Source organism: Dryocola sharpae (assembly GCF_051307055.1).
GTDB lineage: Bacteria > Pseudomonadota > Gammaproteobacteria > Enterobacterales > Enterobacteriaceae > Dryocola.
Genome location: NZ_CP149994.1, coordinates 4,082,517 through 4,107,027 on the forward strand (window position 1 = coordinate 4,082,517; position 24,511 = coordinate 4,107,027).

Annotated in this window: 23 protein-coding genes; 6 read left to right on the top strand and 17 right to left on the bottom strand. The window is 55.5% G+C overall.

The features are described from left to right. Positions 1-47: 47 nt before the first annotated feature. Complete coding sequence (locus WLO31_RS19495; protein WP_435928170.1) at positions 48-1,031, top strand: quinone oxidoreductase; 984 nt, start codon at positions 48-50, stop codon at positions 1,029-1,031. A gap of 215 nt (positions 1,032-1,246) precedes the next feature. Here the strand turns inward: WLO31_RS19495 and dusA are convergent, their stop codons facing one another. The 3 genes from dusA to WLO31_RS19510 form a co-directional block, all read right to left on the bottom strand. Continuing rightward, on the bottom strand, positions 1,247-2,245 hold the full coding sequence (dusA, locus tag WLO31_RS19500; protein ID WP_435928172.1) for a tRNA dihydrouridine(20/20a) synthase DusA: 999 nt from the start codon (positions 2,243-2,245) through the stop codon (positions 1,247-1,249). Positions 2,246-2,340: 95 nt separating this feature from the next. Then, positions 2,341-3,648, bottom strand: coding sequence for a conjugal transfer protein TraF (gene traF, locus WLO31_RS19505; RefSeq protein WP_435928173.1), 1,308 nt, complete (start codon positions 3,646-3,648; stop codon positions 2,341-2,343). Positions 3,649-3,820: 172 nt separating this feature from the next. After that, positions 3,821-4,324, bottom strand: a complete 504-nt coding sequence (locus WLO31_RS19510; protein WP_435928174.1) for a cupin domain-containing protein — start codon at positions 4,322-4,324, stop codon at positions 3,821-3,823. Between the two features lie 109 nt (positions 4,325-4,433). Between WLO31_RS19510 and zur the strand changes: the two genes are divergently transcribed. Next, a complete protein-coding gene (zur, locus tag WLO31_RS19515) occupies positions 4,434-4,952 on the top strand; it encodes a zinc uptake transcriptional repressor Zur (RefSeq protein ID WP_435928175.1) in 519 nt (172 codons plus the stop codon). 86 nt (positions 4,953-5,038) lie between these two features. Here the strand turns inward: zur and WLO31_RS19520 are convergent, their stop codons facing one another. From WLO31_RS19520 to WLO31_RS19535, 4 genes are all read right to left on the bottom strand, one after another. Then, a complete protein-coding gene (locus tag WLO31_RS19520) occupies positions 5,039-5,248 on the bottom strand; it encodes a CsbD family protein (protein WP_435928176.1) in 210 nt (69 codons plus the stop codon). 239 nt (positions 5,249-5,487) lie between these two features. After that, positions 5,488-6,822, bottom strand: a complete 1,335-nt coding sequence (dinF, locus tag WLO31_RS19525; protein ID WP_435928177.1) for an MATE family efflux transporter DinF — start codon at positions 6,820-6,822, stop codon at positions 5,488-5,490. A gap of 80 nt (positions 6,823-6,902) precedes the next feature. Further along, complete coding sequence (gene lexA, locus WLO31_RS19530) at positions 6,903-7,511, bottom strand: transcriptional repressor LexA (protein WP_435928178.1); 609 nt, start codon at positions 7,509-7,511, stop codon at positions 6,903-6,905. Positions 7,512-7,630: 119 nt separating this feature from the next. Continuing rightward, positions 7,631-7,999, bottom strand: coding sequence for a diacylglycerol kinase (locus tag WLO31_RS19535; RefSeq protein WP_435928179.1), 369 nt, complete (start codon positions 7,997-7,999; stop codon positions 7,631-7,633). Positions 8,000-8,183: 184 nt separating this feature from the next. Here WLO31_RS19535 and plsB point away from each other — a divergent pair, with 184 nt between their 5' ends. Next, positions 8,184-10,616 carry a glycerol-3-phosphate 1-O-acyltransferase PlsB gene (plsB, locus tag WLO31_RS19540; RefSeq protein WP_435928180.1) on the top strand — a complete coding sequence of 811 codons (2,433 nt, stop codon included), beginning with the start codon at positions 8,184-8,186 and terminating at the stop codon, positions 10,614-10,616. A 40-nt stretch (positions 10,617-10,656) separates the two neighbouring features. Here plsB and ubiA read toward each other — a convergent pair whose 3' ends face one another. The 5 genes from ubiA to malK all read right to left on the bottom strand — a co-directional run bounded on the left by ubiA (position 10,657) and on the right by malK (position 15,787). Further along, on the bottom strand, positions 10,657-11,529 hold the full coding sequence (gene ubiA / locus WLO31_RS19545) for a 4-hydroxybenzoate octaprenyltransferase (RefSeq protein WP_435928181.1): 873 nt from the start codon (positions 11,527-11,529) through the stop codon (positions 10,657-10,659). Further along, positions 11,529-12,038 (bottom strand): chorismate lyase, encoded by a 510-nt coding sequence (ubiC, locus tag WLO31_RS19550; protein WP_435928182.1) that lies wholly within the window; start codon positions 12,036-12,038, stop codon positions 11,529-11,531. Before ubiC ends, ubiA begins: the two co-directional genes overlap by 1 nt. A gap of 161 nt (positions 12,039-12,199) precedes the next feature. Further along, positions 12,200-13,168, bottom strand: coding sequence for a maltose operon protein MalM (malM, locus tag WLO31_RS19555; protein WP_435928183.1), 969 nt, complete (start codon positions 13,166-13,168; stop codon positions 12,200-12,202). A 142-nt stretch (positions 13,169-13,310) separates the two neighbouring features. Further along, the gene (locus WLO31_RS19560; RefSeq protein WP_435928184.1) at positions 13,311-14,633 is read right to left on the bottom strand and encodes a maltoporin; all 1,323 of its coding nucleotides are present in this window, start codon (positions 14,631-14,633) and stop codon (positions 13,311-13,313) included. A 44-nt stretch (positions 14,634-14,677) separates the two neighbouring features. Continuing rightward, positions 14,678-15,787: a maltose/maltodextrin ABC transporter ATP-binding protein MalK gene (malK, locus tag WLO31_RS19565; RefSeq protein ID WP_435928185.1), complete on the bottom strand. Its 1,110-nt coding sequence runs from the start codon at positions 15,785-15,787 to the stop codon at positions 14,678-14,680. A 368-nt stretch (positions 15,788-16,155) separates the two neighbouring features. On the opposite strand from malK, the gene malE reads away from it, so the two are divergent. The 3 genes from malE to malG all read left to right on the top strand — a co-directional run bounded on the left by malE (position 16,156) and on the right by malG (position 19,899). Continuing rightward, positions 16,156-17,346, top strand: a complete 1,191-nt coding sequence (gene malE, locus WLO31_RS19570) for a maltose/maltodextrin ABC transporter substrate-binding protein MalE (RefSeq protein WP_435928186.1) — start codon at positions 16,156-16,158, stop codon at positions 17,344-17,346. Between the two features lie 105 nt (positions 17,347-17,451). Then, positions 17,452-18,996, top strand: coding sequence for a maltose ABC transporter permease MalF (gene malF / locus WLO31_RS19575; protein WP_435928187.1), 1,545 nt, complete (start codon positions 17,452-17,454; stop codon positions 18,994-18,996). Positions 18,997-19,008: 12 nt separating this feature from the next. Next, positions 19,009-19,899 (top strand): maltose ABC transporter permease MalG, encoded by an 891-nt coding sequence (gene malG / locus WLO31_RS19580; protein ID WP_435928188.1) that lies wholly within the window; start codon positions 19,009-19,011, stop codon positions 19,897-19,899. 94 nt (positions 19,900-19,993) lie between these two features. Here the strand turns inward: malG and psiE are convergent, their stop codons facing one another. The 5 genes from psiE to yjbE form a co-directional block, all read right to left on the bottom strand. After that, positions 19,994-20,401 (bottom strand): phosphate-starvation-inducible protein PsiE, encoded by a 408-nt coding sequence (psiE, locus tag WLO31_RS19585; RefSeq protein WP_435928189.1) that lies wholly within the window; start codon positions 20,399-20,401, stop codon positions 19,994-19,996. A gap of 179 nt (positions 20,402-20,580) precedes the next feature. Then, positions 20,581-22,677, bottom strand: coding sequence for a YjbH domain-containing protein (locus WLO31_RS19590; RefSeq protein WP_435928190.1), 2,097 nt, complete (start codon positions 22,675-22,677; stop codon positions 20,581-20,583). Then, positions 22,677-23,534, bottom strand: coding sequence for a capsule biosynthesis GfcC D2 domain-containing protein (locus WLO31_RS19595; protein ID WP_435928191.1), 858 nt, complete (start codon positions 23,532-23,534; stop codon positions 22,677-22,679). The genes WLO31_RS19590 and WLO31_RS19595 overlap by 1 nt, the downstream gene beginning before the upstream one ends. Next, entirely contained in the window at positions 23,531-24,169 is a 639-nt protein-coding gene (locus tag WLO31_RS19600) for a YjbF family lipoprotein (protein ID WP_435928192.1), read from the bottom strand. Before WLO31_RS19600 ends, WLO31_RS19595 begins: the two co-directional genes overlap by 4 nt. A 63-nt stretch (positions 24,170-24,232) precedes the next feature. Continuing rightward, positions 24,233-24,478 carry an exopolysaccharide production protein YjbE gene (gene yjbE, locus WLO31_RS19605; RefSeq protein WP_121266729.1) on the bottom strand — a complete coding sequence of 82 codons (246 nt, stop codon included), beginning with the start codon at positions 24,476-24,478 and terminating at the stop codon, positions 24,233-24,235. Between the last annotated feature and the right edge of the window lie 33 nt (positions 24,479-24,511).

Sequence of the window (24,511 nt, forward strand, 5' to 3'; positions counted from 1 at the left end):
GAGCAGTATACCCGAAAGCGTGTCGCGATCGCGACAAAGGAGAAACTATGGCAACGCGTATAGAGTTTAGCCAGCACGGCGGCCCGGACGTGCTCAAAGCGGTTGAATTTACGCCGCACGATCCGACGGCCGACGAAGTCCAGGTTGAGAATAAAGCTATTGGTATCAACTATATTGACACTTATATACGCAGCGGATTGTATCCGCCGCCAATGCTGCCAAGCGGGCTTGGTACGGAAGCGGCAGGCGTTGTGAGCAAGGTCGGTAGCAATGTCGCGCATTTAAAACCAGGCGATCGGGTGGTCTATGCCCAGTCAGGCCTGGGGGCATACAGCAGCGTACACAACGTACCGGCTGATAAAGCGGCTAAGCTTCCCGATGCCATCTCCTTCGAGCAGGCTGCCGCTTCTTTCCTGAAAGGGCTGACGGTTTACTATCTGCTACGCAAAACCTACGAAGTGAAACCAAACGACGTCTTTTTGTTCCATGCTGCCGCGGGCGGCGTGGGGCTGATTGCCTGCCAGTGGGCGAAGGCGCTAGGTGCAAAGCTTATCGGCACCGTAGGATCTGCTGAAAAAGCAGAGCGCGCAAAACAGGCCGGAGCCTGGCAGATCGTTAACTACCGGGAAGAAAATATTGCCGAGCGCGTGAAGGAGATTACCGGCGGCAAGAAAGTCGCGGTGGTTTATGACTCGGTGGGGAAAGATACCTGGGAATCCTCGCTAGATTGTCTGCAACGCCAGGGGTTAATGGTGAGTTTCGGCAATTCATCCGGCCCGGTCACCGGGGTAAACCTCGGCATTCTTAACCAGAAAGGTTCTCTGTATGTTACGCGTCCGTCACTGAATGGTTACATTACTAACCGCGAAGAGCTGGAAGAAGCCTGCAACGAACTGTTCTCGCTGATTGCCAGCGGCGTAATAAAAGTGGACGTGGCGCAGGAGCAGAAATTTGCCCTCAAAGAGGCGGCTCGCGCGCATGAAACGCTGGAAAGCCGTTCGACGCAGGGTTCCAGCCTGTTGATTCCATAAAAGAATTTGGGCCTCCCCAGGGAAGCCCATTCTTTTTTTGTTCGCGCTGTTTTGTAGGGTGCAGCGACGATGAATTCTTTTATTGCAACCCGGCAATAGTGTCAGATTTACAAAACAATAGATACGGCAGCCCCGGAAAAGTTAATCATAAAGATGCGAGGTTGTGATCAGCTCCGCAATACCTTAGCAACCCGTACGGTTATTGTGTTACAAAGTTATCGCCTGTTCGCGACCAGCGATAACGCATGTTCCACAACCGCAATCCCTGCCCCTGCTTTATGCGCATTTTCACTCAGATAACGACGCCACTGGCGCGCTCCGGGAACGCCCTGGAACAGGCCGAGCATATGACGCGTGATGTGGCCCAGATAAGCGCCGTTTGCCAGTTCGCGTTCGATGTATGGATACATGGCGCGCACCGCTGCTACCGTATCCACTTCCGGCAAGTCACTGCCGAAAATTTCGCGATCGACCGCTGTTAACAGACCCGGATTCTGGTAAGCCTCACGCCCGACCATTACGCCGTCCAGGTGTTCAAGGTGGATTTTGGCCTCTGCAAGCGTCTTCACGCCGCCGTTAATCGCCATGACGAGATGCGGGAAATCACGCTTAAGCTGGTAAACGCGCGGATAGTCCAGCGGTGGAATTTCGCGGTTTTCTTTCGGGCTGAGGCCGGAAAGCCAGGCTTTGCGGGCGTGGATGATAAACATCTCGCACTCGCCCTTTCCGGCCACTGTGCCAATAAAGTCGCACAGGAATTCGTAGCTATCCTGCTCGTCGATACCGATGCGGGTTTTCACCGTCACCGGAATAGCAACCACGTCGCGCATCGCCTTGATGCAATCTGCCACACGCTGCGCGTCGGCCATCAGGCATGCGCCGAACATGCCGTTCTGCACGCGGTCAGACGGGCAGCCCACGTTCAGGTTTATTTCATCATAACCGCGAGCTTCAGCCAGTTTCGCGCACTGCGCCAGCGCCTGCGGATCGCTGCCGCCCAGCTGTAACGCAACAGGATGTTCTTCCTCACCGTAAGCCAGATAGTCTCCTTTACCGTGGATAATCGCCCCGGTAGTCACCATCTCGGTGTACAGCAGGGTATTACGCGAAAGCTGGCGCAGAAAATAGCGGCAGTGTCTGTCGGTCCAGTCGAGCATTGGCGCGATGGAGAAACGGTACGGCTGGAAAGGAGTCGAATTGCTTTGTGGGGACATAGTCACTGAAGGTTTACGCAGGTTAGGGTTAAAAAAGGGCCGCCACTATAGCACAAAGCAGCGCCGGGACACCTGCTCGTCCCGGCCCGCCTTTATCAGAAGGTGACGCTAAGCTGCGCGCCCGCTCCCCAGGTCTCGTCTTCGCCGTACAGGCCCATTAAATCAACGTGAACGCGGTTAAACGGCGCAAAGCCCACGCCGCCCGTAAAGACATTGCTGTCGTTGCCTTTTACATCGGCACGGTAACCGGCGCGAACGGCAAGCCAGGAAAGCGGACGAACCTCGGCGCCCACGCCAACGTACTGTGAGTTTTCTTCGCTTTTAAAGCCCCTGGTTTCCGTCAGGTCGCCGTCAGCGCTCAACGTGACAAGATCGTTATGCCAGGCCGCGCCCGCAGTAACCAGCGGGCTTATCTGGTAAGTATCTTTATAGCTGCGCGTTTCGCCGGTACGACCGTTGGTGATACGGATATCTTTCGTGTCGATATCACGCGACACCAGGTTCTGACCGCTTAACCCTACCGTCCAGTGCTCGCCGAAATCTGCCGCCACGCCTGCATCGATGTTAAAGCCGGTATCATCGTTGCGATAACGGCTGCTGTTCCAGTCGCTGCTGTCGTAGGCATAAATCGAGGTGGTGTAGTTATACAGCCAGGTTTTTTGCAACTTTGGCGTGACGCCAACGGAAACCGGCACGCCGCCCAAATCAAACTGTTTTGCCATCGCAATACCATAATCGGAGACGATAGCCGCACGGCCTGATGCGGTGGAGTTAAGGTTGCGCGTAATCACATCGGAGCCATTTACAGCCGCATCAATAGCCACCGCTCCCGCAACGGCGTCGGAACCCTCAATGCCGCGCAGATAATCAATATCCCTCTGGTCGATTGATGAGCTGACGCGTGCATGTGCGTAGGCTTTGGCAACAAACGCCAGAGACAGCACGTCGTTTGGAATGCTTACCGCGATGCCAGCGGCCGCTTTAGCGCGAGCCGTTTTTCCGCGCAGGTTTTCAAGCTCGCCCGCCAAATCACCCGCAGCGCCCTGGAACTGGTTCAGGGTCCCCTCAGGATTGAGAAGAATATCCTGCAGGGTAAGATCGTCAATGACATCTTCGTAATTATCCACCTTATCGCTGATGTCATCGATCTGGTCCTGAAGATTATCCTTATCGGTAATCTGCGCGCTGACGGAGGGTAATATTACCGTCACCCTGTCTTCCTGCTGCGCCTTCGCCAGCAAAGCCGGGTTAATCAGCGCGCCGCTGCCGTAACTACCGGAAGCGACCCCTGTTCCGCCCATCGCATCACTACGTGCTTCCGCCCATGTCCCAGCCGCATGGGCCGAATTTGCCACCATCAAAGAGGCGGCGCTAATCGCCACCAGGGTTTTAATTTTTTTCATTTACCGCTCGTCCGTCTGTTTATCATAGGTAATAACTAACCCCCGCCAGTTAAGACTTAACAGGGGCGAACTATTGCTGCGAATAACGAGCTTAAAAAGGGGCTGTTTCGCCCATCGAACTCCCGTTTCTATCCATACGGGTTGTTGTTTCATCCTTTCCATGCAGGTTTATTTATAGTTTACTCCGCGGCTTTCGTGAAGGCTGGCCATCGTGGGGGCCAAAAAACTGTGGGGGATGGTCTATCCAGCGATCTTTGCGCGTGGCGGCATAGCTGGAGTTCATAGGATAATAAATGCGGTTATCCTCCTTGTTAGCTTCGCCAACAACCAGCAAACGGGCTTCATGCTCGGTATTGTTTATAAAGGTATGACACATTCCCGTCCCTGCCGGGAAGCCCACGCTGTCTCCCGGTTCCAGCTGATAGAGATTACCGTTGATCCATGCTTGTGGATGCCCTTCCAGCACGTAGACAAACTCTTCTTCGCTGCTTTCGGCGTGGGGATAGGACGTTCTTCTACCGGGCAGCAGGCGTTCGTGATGAATGCCAAGCCGGGAAAGGCCAAGACTGCGGGCAAGGGGCGCGCCTATAGCAAAGAGTTCGTTGCTGTCGGGATAATGGGAATCGTCTGTGCCTTCCAGCTCGCGCCAGTGGCGGATACAATCTGGTTTTTCCATAGCAGCTCCTGAGGAATTTTTGTGGTAAATCACTGCCAGTATGGACCAGCATTCGGCGTTTTTGCTGCTTTTATGGTAAAGTGAGAGGCTACATAATCGAGGAATGCTGATGGATACGACGACTTCACAACACGTGTTAGCGCAGGCAGAAAAGCTTTGTGCGCAGCGCAATGTGCGCCTGACGCCGCAACGTCTGGAAGTGCTGCGTCTGATGACATTACAGACCGGCGCCATCAGCGCTTACGATCTGCTGGACCTGCTGCGCGTCAGCGAACCCCAGGCCAAACCGCCAACCGTCTACCGCGCGCTCGACTTCCTGCTGGAGCAGGGCTTTGTTCATCGCGTGGAATCCGCTAACAGCTATGTGCTGTGCAATTTGATAGACCAGCCGACACACTCTTCGGCTATGTTTATCTGCGAGCGTTGTGGCGCGGTAAAGGAAGAAGCCGCACAGGGCGTGGAAGATATTATGCACAAGCTCGCCGCGAAAATGGGCTTTGCGCTGCGGCACAACGTTATTGAAGCACATGGGTTGTGTTCTGCATGCTCTGAAGTAGAGGCTTGCGGCCATAAAGAGGGCTGTAGCAGCCATGACCATTCAGTGCAGATTAAAAAGAAGGTACGTTAAGAAAAGCGCATATTAAGGAAAGATGGTACATCCTTGTACCCGGGCAGGATAGCCTTCAGGACTCGCACAACTGAGGGTTATGCAGGCTACCAGCGGTAGTTGTTACGGGTTTCCCAGTCAACCACTTCTTTTTCCGCATCATCTTTTGAGGAACCATAACGTTCCTGGATTTTACCCACTAGCTGATCGCGTTTACCTTCGATGACGGTCATATCATCGTCCGTAAGCTTGCCCCATTTCTCTTTCACGTTACCTTTAAACTGTTTCCAGTTACCGCCGACTTCGTCTTTATTCATAATAATATCCTCATCGTTCGGTGAAGAATCGCTAAAAATTAATATCGTCCCGGTGAAACCCTCTGGCTACACTCGCTATCTGCTGGACGTGATAATAATTATAGTCGAGTATTCGGTAACAAAGCGGCAATTAAGAATATTGAACCATTACGCCAGCGGTAAGCAGGCCAGCTTGCCTCAGGATGTTACGACAAATCAGCGTGCTGGAAATAAGATTAAAAGCGCTTCAGCAGATGTAACTAACTATGACGATCGGCCTGGAACCAGCTGCCGTGCCGCCAGTGGCGTCGCCAGATCCAGCCCAGCGATAATCCGCGCAGGGTAAGAAACACCGCTACGGCAAGCCACAGGCCGTGATTGCCAAGCCAGGGAACGCTTAGCAGCGTCAGGCCAAAGCCCGCTGCGGCAACGGCCATACTGTTACGCATCTGGGCGCCGCGAGTGGCGCCTATAAACATGCCATCCAGCAAATAACACCAGACCCCCACCACCGGCAGAACAATTTGCCAGGATAAATAGCGGTCCGCCTGCTGCCGCAGTTCCGGCAGCGAGGTCAGCATGGCGACGATGTTTTCGCCAAAAAAGGCATACACCACCGCAAAGCTGAATGCGACCAGGCCCGCCTGGCGGCAGGCGGCCTGCCAGACACCCAACAGCTGGCTGCCGTTGCGCGCCCCGTAAGCCTGACCAGAATGCGCCTCTACTGCGTAGGCAAACCCGTCCAGCGCATAGGCGGTGAAGGTCAACAGCGTCATCAATACGGCGTTGACCGCTACTACTTCACTGCCCAGGCGAGCGCCGAAAACCGTCACCGAGGCAAAGCAAAGCTGCAGCAGCAGCGAACGCAGCATAATGTCTCTGTTTAACGCCAGCAGACGGCGAATGTTTCCCCGCCACGCGGTTTTCAACATCGGGAAGTCGATTCCCCGCATGCCCATGACTTTTATCACCATCAGTAAGCCGATGATAAGAGTGGCGTATTCTGCAACGACCGTTGCCAGCGCTGCACCCTGTACGTTCATGTGCAGACCCATGACCAGCCAGAGATCGAGCACGATATTCAGCACGTTGCCGACAATCAGCAAAATGACAGGGGCACGCGCATACTGCACGCCAAGCAGCCAGCCGAGCAGCACGAGGTTGGCTAAAGAAGCGGGCGCGCTCAGCCAGCGAATTTCAAGGAAGCGCCGGGCCTGCACAAGCACCTGCTCATCTCCGCCAACGATATGTAGCGCAAGCGTAATCAGGGGATAACGCAGCGCAATGATGGCGATGCCGGCCACCAGCGCCATCAGCAATGGCTGTACGAGCGCACGCGCCAGCGCCGCGGGGTTGTTCGCCCCAAATGCCTGAGCCGTTAAGCCCGTGGTGCTCATACGTAAGAAGAGAAGCAGCATGAAGAGAAAGCTGGTGGCCGTTGCGCCAACCGCCACCCCGCCAAGATAGACAGGGCTATCCAGATGCCCAATCACCGCGGTGTCCACCAGCCCAAGTAGAGGAACCGTGATATTGGAGAAAATCATGGGTAATGCGAGGCGCCAGAGCGCTTTATCCGTCGATGAGAAAAAACGCATACGGAGATCCATAGCGAATAGAGAGAAGAGAATAATAGGGTGATGCGCAACAAACGCGCATCACAAAATGCGGGGCGCGATTACAGCCAGTCGCCGTTGCGGATCACCCCGACGGCCAGCCCTTCAATGCTGAAATTCTGTTCGCGCAGATCGACAACGATAGGCTCAAATTCGCTGTTTTCAGGCAGCAGCTGTACGGTATTGCCCTGCTTTTTCAGGCGCTTCACCGTCACTTCATCATCAATGCGCGCCACGACGACCTGGCCGTTACGCACGTCCTGGGTTTTATGCACCGCCAATAGATCGCCATCGAGAATACCGATATCTTTCATGGACATGCCGCTTACGCGCAGCAGGAAATCGGCATTCGGTTTAAACAGCGATGGATCGACCTTGTAGTGGCCTTCGATATGCTGCTGCGCCAGCAGCGGTTCGCCAGCGGCCACGCGACCTATCAAAGGCACGCCGGTTTCTTCTTCAACCAGAAGCCGAATACCGCGCGAAGCGCCGGAAACAATTTCGATAACGCCTTTGCGGGCTAACGCCTTGAGGTGCTCTTCCGCAGCGTTTGGAGAACGGAACCCCAGACGTTGAGCAATCTCGGCACGCGTAGGTGGCATGCCGGTCTGGTTGATATGATCCCGAATGAGATCAAACACCTCTTGCTGCCTGGTAGTTAAAGCTTTCATTCCGCCCCCTGGGTGTTTATACAGTTATGCTGTGAGTATATACAGTCAAAGGTGAATTTGAAACTACATATTGAGCAAAAAACCAGGCACTTATCATAATCTGGAAAGAGGCTCGCAAATTATCGCCAATGCTGCCATAGCAGCGTGACCCAGGTGAGCACAGCGAGGATAATGGCTATCAGCACGGCGGCTGAACCCATATCTTTTGCCCGTCCTGAAAGCTCGTGGTAATCCGTGCCGACACGGTCAACCAACGCTTCGAGGGCGCTGTTAAGAATCTCGACAATCATAACCAGCACAACGGAGCCGATAAGGAGAATACGAATGACAGGATCAACGTCCAGCCAGCAGGCGACGGCAATGGCGATAACCGCGGCAACCCCTTCCTGACGGAAGGCGGCTTCGTGAATCCAGGCGGCGCGCAGGCCTTTCCAGGAGTAGCCGGCGGCCTTGATAATACGGGTAAATCCAGCGGTGTTATTCGCCATGTTGGGAAACCTTTTTAAAATAAAAGCGTCAATGCTTATCAGTACCCTTCACGCTTCAGGTTTTAACCCGGAATCCGATAACCTGAACCTTGATGGGGAAAATCGCAACGCCACAGAAATCTTATGCAGTTTCTGCTATTCTTGCGGCGAATTTGCACTATTAACCTGAGGCTTTACATCGTTTATGTCAGGCTGGCCAAGAATTTACTACAAATTACTTAATTTACCATTAAGCGTTCTGGTAAAGAGCAAGTCCATACCGGCAGATCCTCAAGCCGAGCTGGGCCTGGATACCACACGCCCTATTATGTACGTTCTGCCTTATAACTCTAAGGCGGACTTGTTGACGCTACGCGCGCAATGCCTCGCACATGATTTACCCGATCCGCTCGAACCGCTGGAAATAGACGGGGCGCTTCTGCCGCGCTATGTCTTTATCCACAGCGGGCCGCGCGTCTTCACCTATTACACGCCGAAGGAAGAGTCCGTTAAGCTCTTCCACGACTATCTCGATCTGCACCGCAGCAATCCAAATCTGGATGTGCAGATGGTGCCGGTATCGGTAATGTTTGGCCGCTCTCCGGGCCGCGAAAAAGGCGAAATCAACCCGCCGCTGCGTATGCTGAACGGCATACAAAAATTCTTCGCGGTCTCCTGGCTTGGACGCGACAGCTTCGTGCGTTTTTCCGCGCCCGTTTCACTGCGCAGAATGGCAACCGAGCACGGTACCGACAAGCGTATCGCTCAGAAGCTGGCGCGCGTGGCGCGCATGCACTTTGCCCGTCAGCGTCTGGCCACCATCGGGCCACGCCTGCCGGTACGCCAGGATCTGTTTAACAAGCTTCTGGCATCCAAAGCTATTGCCCGCGCCGTGGAAGACGAGGCGCGCAGCAAGAAAATCTCCCATGAAAAAGCCCAGCAGAACGCTGTTGCGCTGATGGAAGAGATTGCGGCGAACTTCTCCTACGAAGCCATCCGGCTGACGGACCGCGTGCTGGGGCTGACCTGGAACCGCCTGTATCAGGGCATCAATGTCCACAACGCCGAGCGCGTGCGCCAGTTAGCTCACGACGGGCATGAAATAGTTTACGTGCCCTGCCACCGCAGCCACATGGACTATATGCTGCTCTCTTACGTGCTTTATCACCAGGGGCTGGTGCCTCCGCATATCGCGGCGGGTATCAATCTGAACTTCTGGCCGGCAGGCCCGATTTTCCGCCGCCTGGGCGCGTTCTTTATCCGCCGCACCTTCAAGGGCAGCAAGCTCTACTCCACCGTATTCCGTGAATACCTCGGCGAGCTGTTCAGCCGCGGCTATTCCGTTGAATACTTCGTCGAAGGCGGGCGTTCACGTACCGGCCGTTTGCTGGATCCAAAAACCGGCACGCTGTCGATGACCATTCAGGCCATGCTACGCGGCGGCACGCGTCCGATTACGTTAGTGCCCATTTACATCGGTTATGAGCACGTGATGGAAGTGGGCACTTACGCCAAAGAGCTGCGCGGCGCCACCAAAGAAAAAGAAGGCTTCATGTCGATGTTACGGGGCTTAAGCAAGCTGCGTAACCTGGGCCAGGGCTATGTTAACTTTGGCGAACCTATGCCGCTGATGACCTTCCTTAACCAGCGTGTGCCGGAGTGGCGCGATGCTATCGATCCCATCGAAGCGGTACGCCCGGCGTGGTTAACGCCGACGGTGAACGAAATCGCCGCCGAGCTGATGGTGCGTATCAACAACGCGGGGGCGGCCAACGCCATGAACCTGTGCTGTACCGCGCTGCTGGCTTCGCGTCAGCGTTCACTGACCCGTGAGCAGCTGACCGAGCAGCTCGACTGCTACCTCAGCCTGCTACGTAACGTGCCCTATTCGCCGGATGCCACAGCGCCGGAACAAAACGCAGATGCGCTTATCGAACATGCGCTGCAGATGAACAAGTTCGAAGTCGAAAAAGACACCATCGGCGATATCATCATTCTGCCGCGCGAGCAGGCCGTGCTGATGACGTACTACCGTAACAACATCCTGCATATGCTGGTGTTGCCGTCGCTGCTGGCGGCCATCGTTACGCAGCACCGTCATATCGGTCGTGCCGAGCTGCTGCGTCAGGTAGAAGTGCTTTATCCGATGCTGAAAGCCGAGCTGTTCCTGCGCTGGGAAAAAGAAGCGCTGGCCACGGAAATCGACGCGCTGATGAACGAAATGGTGCGTCAGGGCCTGATGACGGTGAGCGGCGAAGAGGTGCAGATTAACCCGGCGCGCTCCCGCACTTTGCAACTGCTGGCGGCGGGCGTGCGCGAAACGCTACAGCGTTATGCCATTACTTTCTGGCTGCTGAGCGCCAACCCATCGATCAACCGCGGCACGCTTGAACGCGAGAGCCGTACCGTGGCGCAGCGACTTTCGATGCTGCACGGTATCAATGCGCCGGAGTTCTTCGATAAGGCTGTCTTCACCTCTCTGGTGCTGACGCTGCGCGACGAAGGTTATATCAGCGATACCGGCGATGCGGAGCCGACGGAAACGATGAAGGTTTACCAGATGCTGGCCGAGCTGGTGACTTCGGATGTGCGTTTAACCATTGAAAGCGCAACGTCGCAGGTAGTGCTGGCGGAGTAAAAGTAAACAGGCGGGGGAACCCGCCTGTTTTTTATGAACGTCAGAAGTGCATTAAGCTTAACGCCAGCCCGATAAACAGCGCCAGCCCAACGTAGTTATTATTAAGGAAAGCCTTAAAGCAGGCATCGCGGTCGCGGCCCGCAATCAGCCGCTGCTGATAGATAAACAGCGCACCCGCAAGGCCAATTGCCCCGTAAAACGCCCCGCCCAGCCCGTTCAGCCAGCCAATCAGCGCCATCAGCGCCAGCACCACAACCTGCAGGATACCGATGATCAGCTTGTCATAGCGGCCAAAAAGAATGGCTGTGGATTTAATGCCGATCTTAAGATCGTCATCCCGATCCACCATCGCATATTGTGTGTCATAGGCAACCGCCCAGCAGATATTCGCCAGGAACATCAGCCAGCAGCTTAGCGGCACGCTTTCGCTCACGGCGGCGAAGGCCATCGGGATTGACCAGCCAAACGCGGCGCCCAGCACCACCTGCGGCAGGTGCGTGTAGCGCTTCATAAACGGGTATACCCAGGCCAGCGCAAGCGCCGCCACCGACAGCAAAATCGTCATGGTGTTAAGCGTCAGCACCAGCAAAAACGAGAGCAGCACCAGGCATACGAAAAGAATGCGGGCTTCTTTCTCGCTTACCGCCCCGCTCGGCAAAGGGCGATGGGCCGTGCGCTTTACGTGGCCGTCGAATTTGCGGTCGGCATAATCGTTTACCACGCAACCGGCGGCGCGCATCATCCAGACGCCTGCGATGAACACCGCTAAGATCGATAGCGGCGGGACGCCGGGCGCCGCCAGCCACAGCGCCCATAGCGTCGGCCAGAGCAGCAGCAGCGATCCGATAGGCTTATCCAGCCGCATCAGGCGCATATACGCCTGGTACTTTCCTTGTGACAGACTCCACTCCATTATTTTTCCTCTTCGTAAAGCGGAGATGCGGGCAGAAACAGTTCGGTAAGCAGCAAAGGCTTATCGGACAGTCTCAGGCGGGAACGACGCCCCCACAGCTCCGCGCTGCGGCCAACCTGAATAAAATCGCGTGTCAGAGTAGATGAACTAAAAAGATAGCGCCCAAGCGGCGTGGTTCCCAGCTTCTGTAAAGCCAGTTCGGGGCCATCAAGCGTGGATTCGGGCACCACCGTGCGCCCGACAAGCCACGGCACACCGTCGCCGCATAACAGTATTTCACGTAACCAGAAACGTTGGGCAGGAGGAAGCATTTCGGCTTCGGGTAGCTGCTCATCCGCGGCCACAAAGCCTTCGCGTATGATGTCGACCGTCACGCGCGAACAGTAGCATTCAAAGCGCTTTGTCATTGAATCTTCAAGCAAAAGCCAGTCAAGAAAAGCGGCGCTTAACCCGTCAGGGACTTCAGCAAAGAAGCTCAGGGCGCGCAGTTGCGATAGCGCCTCAGACATGGGGAATTCTCCGATACATAACCTGAGGTCATTGTAACGCAGAATGGGTACAAGGTGGCAGGCAAAGCGCAACAATAGCGCAACATGCGGGTCAGGCGGAAAAAAAGGGTGCGCCACGAGGGCGCACCAATCTTACAAGCATCAGCACTGTGGGGAAACGGTTACCCCTTGCCTTTTACACTGCTGATAAAAGTTTTACGGGCGGAGGTGGAACCCAGACGCTCGGCTTCATTCAGCAGTTTCAGGGCCTTATCGACATCCCCTTTATCCACGGCTTGCCTGATGGCCTGGTTATAGTAGCTTTCCGTGTCGTTCAGAATAGGGTCGCTCTTCGCGGCCGGTGCTGAAACTGGCGCGGTGGCCGTAGCCGGAGCAGCATAGGCGGCAGCCGGTGCCGGGGCGGCATAGGTCGTTGCCGGTGCGGCCGTATTACCTACGGTAACCGGATCCGGGCCTGAAGAGCCAAAGAGCGGGCCAACTAAGATGCTGGAGCCAGAAGAAGTTTTGGCGCTCAGTTTCAGCGTGCCCGTTGTGCCATGGGCGGCAATCGGATCGGGAATGTCAGGGATCGCATTGCCATTCCCTTTGGCATAAGCTTTGGCTGGATCAACCATCGTAGTGGTTTGTTTTATATCTTTACTGGTGGTGAATACCAATAAATAGAGTTTTTGCTGTCCCAGCGCTGGCGTTAACTTAAATGTCCCTTCCAGACGATTATCCGACATGACGCCGGGCTCCTGGTAGGTGAAGAAGCTGCTTGGGAAGTACGCGGCCGGCTTGAGGTTTTGATCCAGAACCAAAACGTTCGGCGCGAAGACCGTATTTTGCTCCACCTTGCTTGTGAGAGTAATAGTGAGTTCGCCAATACTGGCCGGAACGCTATAGGCAGCCACCGGGCCGGTAATTTCGCCCACGTTCACCGACTGTCCGCCAGTCGCAAGGTTTGTGGTATGGGCTTTATTCTGGCTAACCGGCGTCCACTGAAGCTGTTGCAGCGTAGAGGCTGGAATAGCTGGTGCGGCGCTGAGATCCTGTGGCACGATATTAACATCCGCCAGGCTTACGGCAGGTAAGCTTGCGAGCAGCCCTGCGGACAAGCAGAGCGCGAGGAGACTTTTTTTCATTTTCATTGTTATAAACCTCGAATGGGAATTCGGTGGAAGGTTAGCCAGGCAATAGCGCTTTCCACCTGAAAAAAGCATTGGCATACAAGGGTAATAACGAGGGGCCCGGTAGCGAACCCCTCATTTTTCACATCAGGTTACAGCTGGATTACCACCAGATTTCCATCTGGGCGCCGAAGGTGAACTCATCGTTGTCGCCGCGGCTGTTAGAGAAGGTACCGTTACCAGTAGAATCGGAAACCGCGAAGCGGGTTACGTTATCACCGCCAGGAGTTGTTTTGGCATAGCCCCACTTCTCATCCCACTTGGCGTAGGTTGCAAAGACGCGCAGCGCCGGACGGGACCAGATGCTGTCGCCTGCCTGCCACTGTTGTGCCAGGGTGATTTTGTACTGGCCGTTGCGATCGCCAGTTTCCTGGGATTTCACGTTGTCGTAGCCGACTTCCAGCAGGGTGCTCATGATTGGCGTCCATTTGAACATTGGACGCACGCCCACGGTGTACCATTCGGTACCCTGGTTATCATCCATATCCAGGTTCTGGTACATACCGACGTACATCAGATCCCAACGGTCAGCCAGAGTAACGGCGCCGTGATCGATAACACGAATCATGTGACCGTCGTTGTTCACACTCCCACCCTGCGCCTGGCCTTTGCCCTGCGAGGTCATAGAGTCGGTTGCGTACTGGACAACAAACTTGTTGTAGCCTTTCAGCATGCTCTGGGTGTGTTCAATGGTACCCATCCAGCCGTCTTTAGACGCGCCAGGCTGCAGGTAATAGTCGTCAGGAATATTGGTGTGGCCGTAGTCAACGCCCAGCTCCAGAGTGCCGCCCGGGTTGGTTTCCAGGCCGGACCAGCGCACGTCGAACACATCGTTTGGTACGACGTTGTTGTAGGTACGTACGCCGGTGTCCGGATCGCGATCGCCAAAGGCTGAAGAGCCGCCGGACTCAGAAGAACGGGTGGCGGCAAAAGCAAGTTTACCGGCACCGACGTCAATGTTTTCAAGACCAGCACCAGGACCAGAAATATCCCAGTAGTAGAAGTCGATCATGTGAACGTCATGACGCTGATAGAAGCGCTTACCGGCCCAGATATTGGCGCCTGGCAGCGAATCAATCAGGTTTTTACCAACGACGTTAAACTCACGGATTGCCGGAGTATTAGAATCTTCCCAGTCGTTTAACTGTGGAGATTTATAGGCAATGTTGGAGTCGAAATAGAAGCTCTTATCGCCCTCTTTCCATACTTCCTGACCTAATTTAATTTCCGCATAGGTTTCACATTCGTTACCAAGACGGTATTTAGATTGAGCGCCAGTTGCCTGGAAACACTGCTGTTCACCGCCGCTACCGGTCCAGCCGATACCAGAACGGGCATAACCGTGGAAGTCCACCGCCAGCGCCTGAACAGACATAACGCCTGCTGCTACGGCAACCGCCAGAGGGAGTTTGCGCAGAGTAATCATCGTTCTATCTCCTGAGTCATTGCTTTTCTTTTTTATGGGAGTGCTTAAACGCCCGGCTCTTGATGCAGCCGACGACATGCAGTGCCATCCTCACGGAACAGATGACAGCGCTCTGGCGGCAGGCCAATAGCGAATGTGGCACCCTCTTTTACCAACACCACGTCATTCTGGCGGTACACCAGGTTCTGACGAATGGCGGGGATTTGGATGTGAATCTGGGTCTCATGGCCGAGCTGCTCTACCACCTGCACCTCACCTTCGAGCGTGACGTCGGCGATATCGCTCGGCAACAAGTGTTCGGGACGGATGCCAAGCGACATATTGGCACCCACCTGAACCTGGCTACTTTCCACCGGCAGCCATACCTGCTGGCGGTTCGGTAATTCAACCTGCACCTGATCGATTGCTGTGGCAGTCACTTTTACCGGCAGGAAGTTCATCTTCGGCGAGCCGATAAAGCCCGCGACGAAACGGTCTGCCGGATAGTGATAAAGTTCGAGCGGTTTCCCCACCTGCGCCACACGACCTGCATCCAGCACCACAATCTTGTCGGCGAGCGTCATGGCTTCTACCTGATCGTGGGTGACGTAAATCATGGTGCGCCCCAGGCGCTTGTGCAGACGGGAGATCTCAATACGCATCTGCACACGCAGCGCCGCATCGAGGTTGGAAAGAGGTTCATCAAGCAAGAACACGCGTGGCTCAGCCACCAGCGTACGGCCAATCGCCACACGCTGACGTTGTCCGCCAGAAAGCGCTTTAGGGCGACGGTCGAGCAGATGCGCGAGCTGCAGGGTTTCAGAAACCTGATTGACCCGCTGATTAATGTCGTCTTTTTTGGCGCCGGCCAGCTTCAGCCCGAAGGACATGTTTTCTGCGACCGACAGATGCGGGTAGAGCGCATACGACTGGAACACCATCCCGATGCCGCGTTCAGCGGGCGGCACATCGTTCACTCGCTTTTCGCCAATAAACAAATCACCGCTGGTAACGGTTTCCAGGCCGGCAATCATACGCAGTAAGGTGGATTTGCCGCAGCCTGACGGCCCGACGAAAACCACGAACTCACCTTCCTGGATATCCAGGTTGATATCTTTCGATACCACCACATCGCCCCAGGCTTTTGTGACGTTCCGCAGCTGTACGCTTGCCATTCCCTACTCCCTTTATTACTGCCGGTAAATCAAGATGTGTCGGACTATGAAGGATTCGTACATTGTGTGAATCCTCCACCCCCACGGTTTTTTATGGGGGAGGAGGCGGGAGGATGAGGGAGGGGTTTCTGCAACCGGTTGCAGGCGCCTCAGGAGATTTTCGTGATCCTGGTTTCAAATTTCCGCGACCTTTTATGTGCGCCAGAACACATAACTGTCAGTTATGCAAAGCAGATCACACTTAACAGGGGTGGGGCGTAGGCCGAGGGAGGATGAGAAGCGCTTGCCATCTCCGCAGACTGGCAACCGTAACGCCACTACCCTGTTTTGTATCCACGCGCAAACCACCACTCAAAAGGATGGGACACATGAAAATTAAAACCGGCGCCCGCATTCTCGCCTTGTCAGCATTGACGACGATGATGTTTTCCGCCTCTGCACTGGCAAAAATTGAAGAAGGTAAACTGGTCATCTGGATTAACGGCGACAAGGGCTACAACGGCCTTGCTGAAGTCGGTAAGAAATTTGAGAAGGATACCGGGATCGCAGTGACCATCGAACATCCGGACAAGCTGGAAGAGAAATTCCCGCAGGTCGCGGCAACGGGCGATGGTCCGGACATTATTTTCTGGGCCCATGACCGTTTTGGTGGTTACGCGCAATCAGGTCTGCTGGCTGAAATCACCCCGGATAAAGCTTTCCAGGACAAACTGTATCCGTTTACCTGGGACGCGGTTCGCTATAACGGCAAGCTGATTGCTTATCCGGTAGCGGTTGAAGCGCTCTCTTTGATTTACAACAAAGATCTGGTGCCAAACCCACCGAAGACCTGGGAAGAGATCCCGGCGCTGGATAAAACGCTGAAGGCGAAAGGTAAGAGCGCGTTGATGTTCAACCTGCAGGAACCCTACTTCACCTGGCCGCTTATCGCCGCTGACGGCGGCTATGCGTTCAAACTCGAAAACGGCAAATATGACGTAAAAGATGTCGGCGTGGACAGCGAAGGGGCGAAAGCAGGCCTGAACTTCCTGGTTGACCTCATCAAAAATAAACACATGAATGCCGATACCGATTATTCCATCGCCGAAGCCGCCTTTAATAAAGGTGAGACCGCGATGACCATTAACGGTCCGTGGGCGTGGTCCAACATCGATAAGAGCAAAATCAACTACGGCGTGACGCTGCTGCCAACCTTTAAAGGCAAGCCGTCCAAACCGTTTGTCGGCGTGCTGAGCGCCGGTATCAACGCCGCCAGCCCGAACAAAGAGCTGGCTAAAGAGTTCCTGGAAAACTACCTGATGACCGATCAGGGCCTGGCTGAAGTCAACAAAGACAAGCCGCTGGGTGCCGTTGCGCTGAAATCCTACCAGGAGCAGCTGGCGAAAGATCCACGCATCGCCGCCACCATGAGCAACGCCCAGAAAGGCGAAATCATGCCTAACGTTCCGCAGATGGCCGCCTTCTGGTATGCCGTGCGTACCGCGGTTATCAACGCAGTAAGCGGTCGTCAGACCGTCGATGCCGCGATGAAAGATGCTCAGGGACGTATCACTAAGTAAAAAATTGGCGGGTGGCGCGAGGTTTCCCGCCCTACGTAACCCGTAGGGTGGAAAACGCAGCGTCATCCACCGCTTCAAGATGTTGTAGAGGTTGAGGAAGACCCCATGGATGTAGTTAAAAAGAGCCACTGGTGGCAAAACGAGGCGCTGAAATGGTCAGCGGTCGGATTGACAGGCGTGCTGGTTGGCTATCTTGTGGTTTTAATGTACGCCCAGGGGGAGTACCTGTTCGCCATTATGACGCTGATTTTAAGCTCTGTTGGCTTATACATTTATGCGAACCGCAAGGCTTATGCCTGGCGTTATGTTTATCCGGGGCTTGCCGGGATGGGGCTGTTTGTTCTGTTCCCGCTGGTCTGTACCATTGCTATCGCTTTTACCAACTACAGCAGCACCAACCAGCTCACCCAGGAGCGCGCGCAGCAGGTGCTGATGGACCGCCAGTATCAGGCAGGTAAGACCTTTAACTTCGGCCTCTATCCGGCGGGCGACGAGTGGCAGCTGGCCCTCACCGACGGCGAAAGCGGCAAAAATTTCATTTCCGATAAATTCAAATTTGGCGGCGAGCAGCATCTGTTGCTCAAAGAGGCTGATGCGCCGCCTGCAGGCGATAAAGCCAATCTGCGCGTGATTACGCAAAACCGACTGGCGCTGTCGCAGATCACCGCCGAAATGCCGGATGCCAGCACATTAACCATGAGCTCGCTGCGCCAGTTCTCCGGTACCCGCCCGCTTTATACGCAGGGTGAAAACGGCGAGCTGACTAATAACCAAAGCGGCGTGAAGTACCGTCCAAACAACAACATCGGTTTTTATCAGTCCGTCAACGCCGACGGCAGCTGGGGCAACGAGCAGCTAAGCCCCGGCTACACCGTTACCATCGGCTGGAAAAACTTCCTGCGCGTCTTCCATGACGAAGGTATTCAGAAGCCGTTCCTCGCGATTTTCGTCTGGACAGTTATCTTCTCGCTGTTAACGGTTGTGCTGACCGTAGCGGTGGGCATGGTGCTGGCTTGCCTGGTGCAGTGGGAATCGCTGAAGGGGAAAGCGATTTATCGCGTGCTGTTGATTCTGCCTTACGCGGTGCCATCGTTTATCTCTATCCTGATTTTCAAAGGCTTGTTCAACCAGAGCTTCGGTGAGATCAATATGATGCTCAGCGCGCTGTTCGGCGTTAAGCCAGCCTGGTTCAGCGACCCGACCACCGCGCGCTCGATGGTCATTATCGTTAACACCTGGCTGGGCTACCCGTACATGATGATTCTGTGCATGGGCCTGCTCAAAGCGATCCCGGACGACCTTTACGAAGCCTCGGCAATGGATGGCGCAGGCCCGTTCCAGAACTTCTTTAAAATCACGCTGCCGCTGCTGATAAAGCCGCTGACGCCGCTGATGATCGCAAGCTTTGCCTTTAACTTTAACAACTTCGTGCTGATTCAGCTGCTCACCAACGGCGGCCCGGACAGGCTCGGCACCACGACGCCTGCCGGCTATACGGACCTGCTGGTGAGCTACACCTACCGCATCGCCTTTGAAGGCGGCGGCGGTCAGGACTTCGGCCTGGCTGCGGCTATCGCGACGCTTATCTTCCTGCTGGTCGGCGTGCTGGCGATTGTTAACCTGAAAGCCACCCGCATGAAGTTTGATTAAGGAGCGACACTCATGGCCATGGTTCAACCCAAATCACAAAAGCTGCGTTTGTTCACCACGCATCTGCTGTTACTGCTGTTTATCGCGGCGATCATGTTCCCGCTGCTGATGGTTATCGCCATCTCCCTGCGTCCGGGCAACTTTGCGACCGGCAGCATCATTCCCGACCAGGTTTCCTGGGAGCACTGGAAGCTGGCGTTAGGATTTAGCGTCGAGCACGCCGACGGCCGCGTTACGCCGCCGCCGTTCCCGGTCATGCTGTGGCTGTGGAACTCAATCAAAATTGCGGTGATTACGGCAACCGGCATCGTCGCGCTGTCCACCACCTGCGCCTACGCCTTTGCCCGCATGCGTTTCCCGGGCAAAGCCACGCTGCTTAAAGGCATGCTGATTTTCCAGATGTTCCCGGCGGTCCTGTCTCTGGTTGCGCTGTACGCGCTGTTTGACCGTCTCGGCCAGTACATTCCGTTTATTGGTTTAAACACGCACGGCGGGGTGATCTTCGCCTATCTTGGGGGCATCGCCCTGCACGTATGGACGATTAAAGGCTATTTCGAAACCATCGACGGCTCGCTTGAAGAAGCGGCGTCGCTGGATGGCGCAACGCCATGGCAGGCCTTCCGCCTGGTGCTGCTGCCGCTCTCGGTGCCGATTCTGGCGGTGGTCTTCATCCTGTCGTTCATCGCCGCGATTACCGAAGTGCCGGTAGCCTCGCTGTTACTGCGTGACGTGAACAGCTACACCCTGGCAGTAGGCATGCAGCAGTACCTCAATCCGCAAAACTACCTGTGGGGCGACTTTGCTGCGGCAGCGGTCCTGTCCGCTATTCCGATAACCCTGGTATTCCTGCTGGCGCAGCGCTGGCTGGTAGGCGGCCTGACCGCCGGCGGCGTAAAAGGTTAAATTTCCTGTAAACCTTTGTTTCATAGCTTTAAATGCCACTGTAACCCTCAACTTGTCCTCGTATCACTTCTGGCGGCCCACGGGCCGCCCTTTTTTATTCCCGCTTCAGCCGACTGCTGTTACACAGCCAAAGCGTGATCACCAGCAGCAGAATCGCCCCGGAGTAGATAAGCACGTCCAGCGGCCGCTTGTGGTCGATGACGATCAACCGGACGATGGCGGTAATGCCGATATAAATAAAATAGCGCAGCGGGAAGTGGTAGCCGGACTGGAAGTATTTGACGATCAGGGCAATAAATTCGAAGTAGAGAAAATAGACCACCAGCCCCTCAATAAACAGGTACTTGCTGGCCTGTTCGCTGGGGGTAAACAGCACGTTGGCAAGGTGGAGGGTTTCTTTACCGAGAAAGATGATAAGGATCAGGCCAAGCGCCAGCAGGCCCAGGTTCAGTACCGTTTGCAAGACGGTGGAGATCAGCTCAACGCGGGTGATAGTCGTCATAACAGCACCTTCAGGTTGGGGTCCCGAAACGCTGTTATACGTTGAAAATGTGATCTGGATCCAGACTGTTTACTTATATAAGAGCGCGTTTCCCCTCACTCCGGCGGGCAGGAAGAAAGTAAACGACGCTAGTCTGCCCCCTCTCCCGTTTAGGGAGAGAGGGCAGGATGAGGAGAAAATTAGCGGAAGTTCAGGCTCCGGTCGCTCGTCATGCTGTACAGGTCAAACTTGCGGCCCAGCATCTGTCCGCCATCGCGGGTGAGCGGCGTCCAGCCAATCTGCGCCCGGCTGCGGGTTGGCGACGAGGTAAAGATATCCAGCGGCACGTTCACATAGAAACCTTTGGTAAAGTCCCCTTCCCCATACTCCTGTTTCGAGACGTTAGTGATGGTGGCGTAAGTCCCGACCACGATGCCGCTGTCGAAGCGTTTGGAAATTTCCAGCGTGCCGCCCTTATCTTTCGCCAGATACTGGCCGACGCTCAGTTTCACCAGCACGTCATCGGCAAACGGCGGCGTCCAGTAGCCCGTCAGGTGGCCCGTCGGCGCGCTGTAATCGGTAAACTTCATCATGTCCTGCGCGCTGCGCCAGTCACGCTGTTTAACGTAGTTGGCGTTGGCCCCGATGGCCCAGTTGCTGTCCACAGGACGGTAAAGCACCTCAGCTCCCGCCCCGCCGTACATGGTTTCAAGGTAGCCGCCGTAAACCTGCCCATACCAGCTATTCCCCAGATACTGGAAATAGTTGGCCTGCAGGTTGTTTACATACACGTCGTTTTCCACATAGTCACGAACGTGGGTACGCACGCGTGGCAGCGTCGAATCCTTAGGCGGATTGGTGTAGTTGAACTTGTCGTAGTTATTCGCCAGGTTCGCAAACACGCTGCCGGTGGTCAGCAGGTGATCCGTCACCCACCAGTCGGCGGTTCCCATCACGCCCACCTGGTACATGTAGAAGCTTTCCGGTCCGCCAACGGACTGATTAAGCACCGGGTTTAGCGAGAAGTTCACGCTGGACTTGTCGATATAGTAACCCTGCTCGGTTTTCTCCGGCACTACCGGCTCAACGCGTTTTTGCGCCAGCTGCGTTTCGTGCCCCAGCGGTTCGCCCTCCAGATGACGACGCAGGCTGGCAACGTCCGTTTCGGTAGTCACCTGCGGCATGTTCAGACGCGTTTCGGTGATGCGGATAGTACGGATATTTTCCGGCAGGTCGTTCATTACGATACGGTTGGCGCGCTCGATGCCTTCACGGGAATCGCGATATTTTACCTGCTCGCCGGTCACGTACATCGTGTCGCCTTTTACCTGCAGATTCGGGTTCGCAAGGCCCGCGTTGTACTTGAGAAGCGTAAGCTGATTGGCGACAACGTTGTGCTGCAGGATTTCGTCCTGCGGATGCGGCTGGTATTGCGGACGGCGATTGTCGTTATAACCCGGCCGCAGGTCGTTGAAGTTAGTGCGCAGGGTGAAGCCAAACATAAAGGTATTGCCGCGCTCATAGCTGACGTTAACGTCGGCCCAATCGGTGATGCGATAGATAGCGCCGACGTTAACGTTGCTACGCTGTTCGAGCTTCCCGGCAAAGTCATGCGCGTAGTTGTTGCCTTCATACTCCAGCTTCAGGCGCAGCGGCTGCCACGGCGTCTGGTATTCGATCCCGCCGAACAGCGAGGCCGGGCCGTGGAACATGCCGCCAAAATCGAACGAGCCCGCCTGATTGTAGCTGTTGTCGCGGTTGCAGAAGCCGTTGCTGGCTTCGCATAACGGGTTTTTCACGTTGCCGCTGGTGCCCATATAGCCCCAGCCCATGCCGAGGGAGAAATCGAACGGCCCCCAGGCTTTGCTCGCCGCCACGAACTCGCCGTCGAACAGGCCCGTTCCCCCTAAATCGCGCACGCCGACAGAGACTTCCGGCAGGTAATATCCCTCTTCCCACAGACGGACCTTCATATCAAAAGCCTTGTCTTTATAGGTCTGATCGCCGGAGAACGCGTCTACCGGGCTGTACTGTTTAGTGCGCACGTCGGTATAGCGCAGCGTTGTTTCCAGCCACGGAAATAGCTGAATGGAAGCGGAATAGAAGCGGTATTGATCGTTATCACGGTAGTTTGCGCTGAACTCGCCGGTGGGTGCCATGCGTGCGGTCGGGGTTTGCAACAGGCCCACGCCGCCAAAATCAGATTGCGAAGGGCCAACGGGCGCCGGAAACGTTTCGGCGTGACAGGCCGTTGAAACGGCCAGCGCCAGCAGGCTGTAGAGATATTTTTTTTTCATCAATCCGGTATCCGATGGGTCAGGGAAGTAAGGATTTGCTGGTTCAGTTCATTAAAATCAGAATCGAAGAGCCGTTCGGAGAAGCCGACAAAGAGTATGCTGCCCGGCAGTAATTCCACGTGGCGCTTATTCCAGTAAGCGATAGGCGCTTTTTCAGTTTTGCCATCGGGATAAACCACCCAGGCATAGCTGCGATCGGCCCCGCTCAACGTATTGACCTCTGCCAGATACTCATCCGCGCTGCGCCCGGCCACAAACGGCTTCACGCCCGGCGAGCTCACCAGTCCCATCAGGGTGATGGTCGCAGGCTGCGGCCCGGCCCACAGGCTGTAATCCCCAAGCAGAGTGACATTAGAACGAGGATGCAAGCGCACCCAGTCCGGATCGAGATCGACAAACTGCCGCCCCGTGACGTGGATGGCCTGCAGCTGCCGGCGCAGGCTGTTGATGGCCGCCGCGTCATCGCCCTCTTCCCGGGCTGCTAAGCTGCTTAAGGTCGCCAGCAGTTTCTGGTGCTGCTGTCTGGCTACCGCAGAAGCCTGCCGCTCGCTAATGACCGCGCCCGGCCACCAGGCATGGCTTAAGGAAGGTTGAGTGACTAAATCCGCCAGGCGCTCGACGCCGGTGATTTGCTCGGGCTGCTGGTGTTTGCCGGGATAAAGGGTGACGTTGCCGGCGGAGATAGCAAGCGAGCTGGTGAGCGTTAGCAGGCAGCCCACCAGCCATGAAACCCGGCGGGTGGCGCCGCGTTCACCCGCCCTACGCAAAACAATATATTTCTCGCTTCTTAGGGTGGATAAGCAATGCGCCATCCACCGCTTGTTGCCGCCGAGCGTGACTGGGGCTTTTCTTTTCATTCTTTTGCCGCCTTCAACAGAACCGTGGTAATCGGCCAGTAATCCGGGCCCAGGTATTGTTTTGACTGGCGGATCTGGCCTGCCTCATCCACCCAGTAACGGTTATGCCAGGTAGTACCCGCCGCGGTGACTTCTTCGTCAAGTACACGAACCGGCGTCACGTTACTGCCGACTTTTAGCGTGTCGGTGCCGGACCAGGTAAACGTGGATCGCGCCGTGGCCATCCGCACCTGCTGGCGTTCGCTCCAGGCCATCTGCCGCGTCCAGCCTGCGCCGTCAATAATCTGGTTCGCCTTCGCCAGCGGATCGTCGGCCAGGTTGCTAACCTGCCGGAGATTGTCACCAAGGCCGACCGTCTTTACCACGCGTCCGTTTTGGGTAACGATTGTCGCCCGGTCCTGCGTCACCCACTTTTGCTGGCCGTTTTCGTCATACGCCAGCACCACAAATAGCTGCGGGCCGTTGTTAATGCTTATGTACTGGCTGGCGTAGCGCATATTCTGGATGTCGTCATCGGTAAGCTGCACGCCGTCGCTGCCGACGATGCTGTGCCACAGCGACGAGCCGAGGCCTTTGGTCGTAGCGGAACAGGCCTGGAGTAACAGGCAAACAAGAAGGATTGAAAGTCGCTGCACGACGTGTCCCCGAAGGCTAAATAACCACACCGAAGTGTGGTTAGGATTAAAGCACCGTTAAAATTACTGGGTGCTGGTCGTCGTGGTCGTGGTAGTCCCGGTATTAGAACCGTCGCCACCACCGGTTGCAGCAAGCGCTACCCCCACCGCTGACCCGACAGTGCTGGCGCTGGTCGCAGTAGAACTCCCTGCGGACACACTCGTGGCTTGCGCGCCGGCCGCCTCACCCACAGCAACCGGGTCAGCACTCGCCGCGCCAGCCGCTGCCAGCGTGAATATGGCTAAAGCGCCATAAATAACTTTCTTCATAACAATTTCCCTTCATTGAATGAATGGAGATTT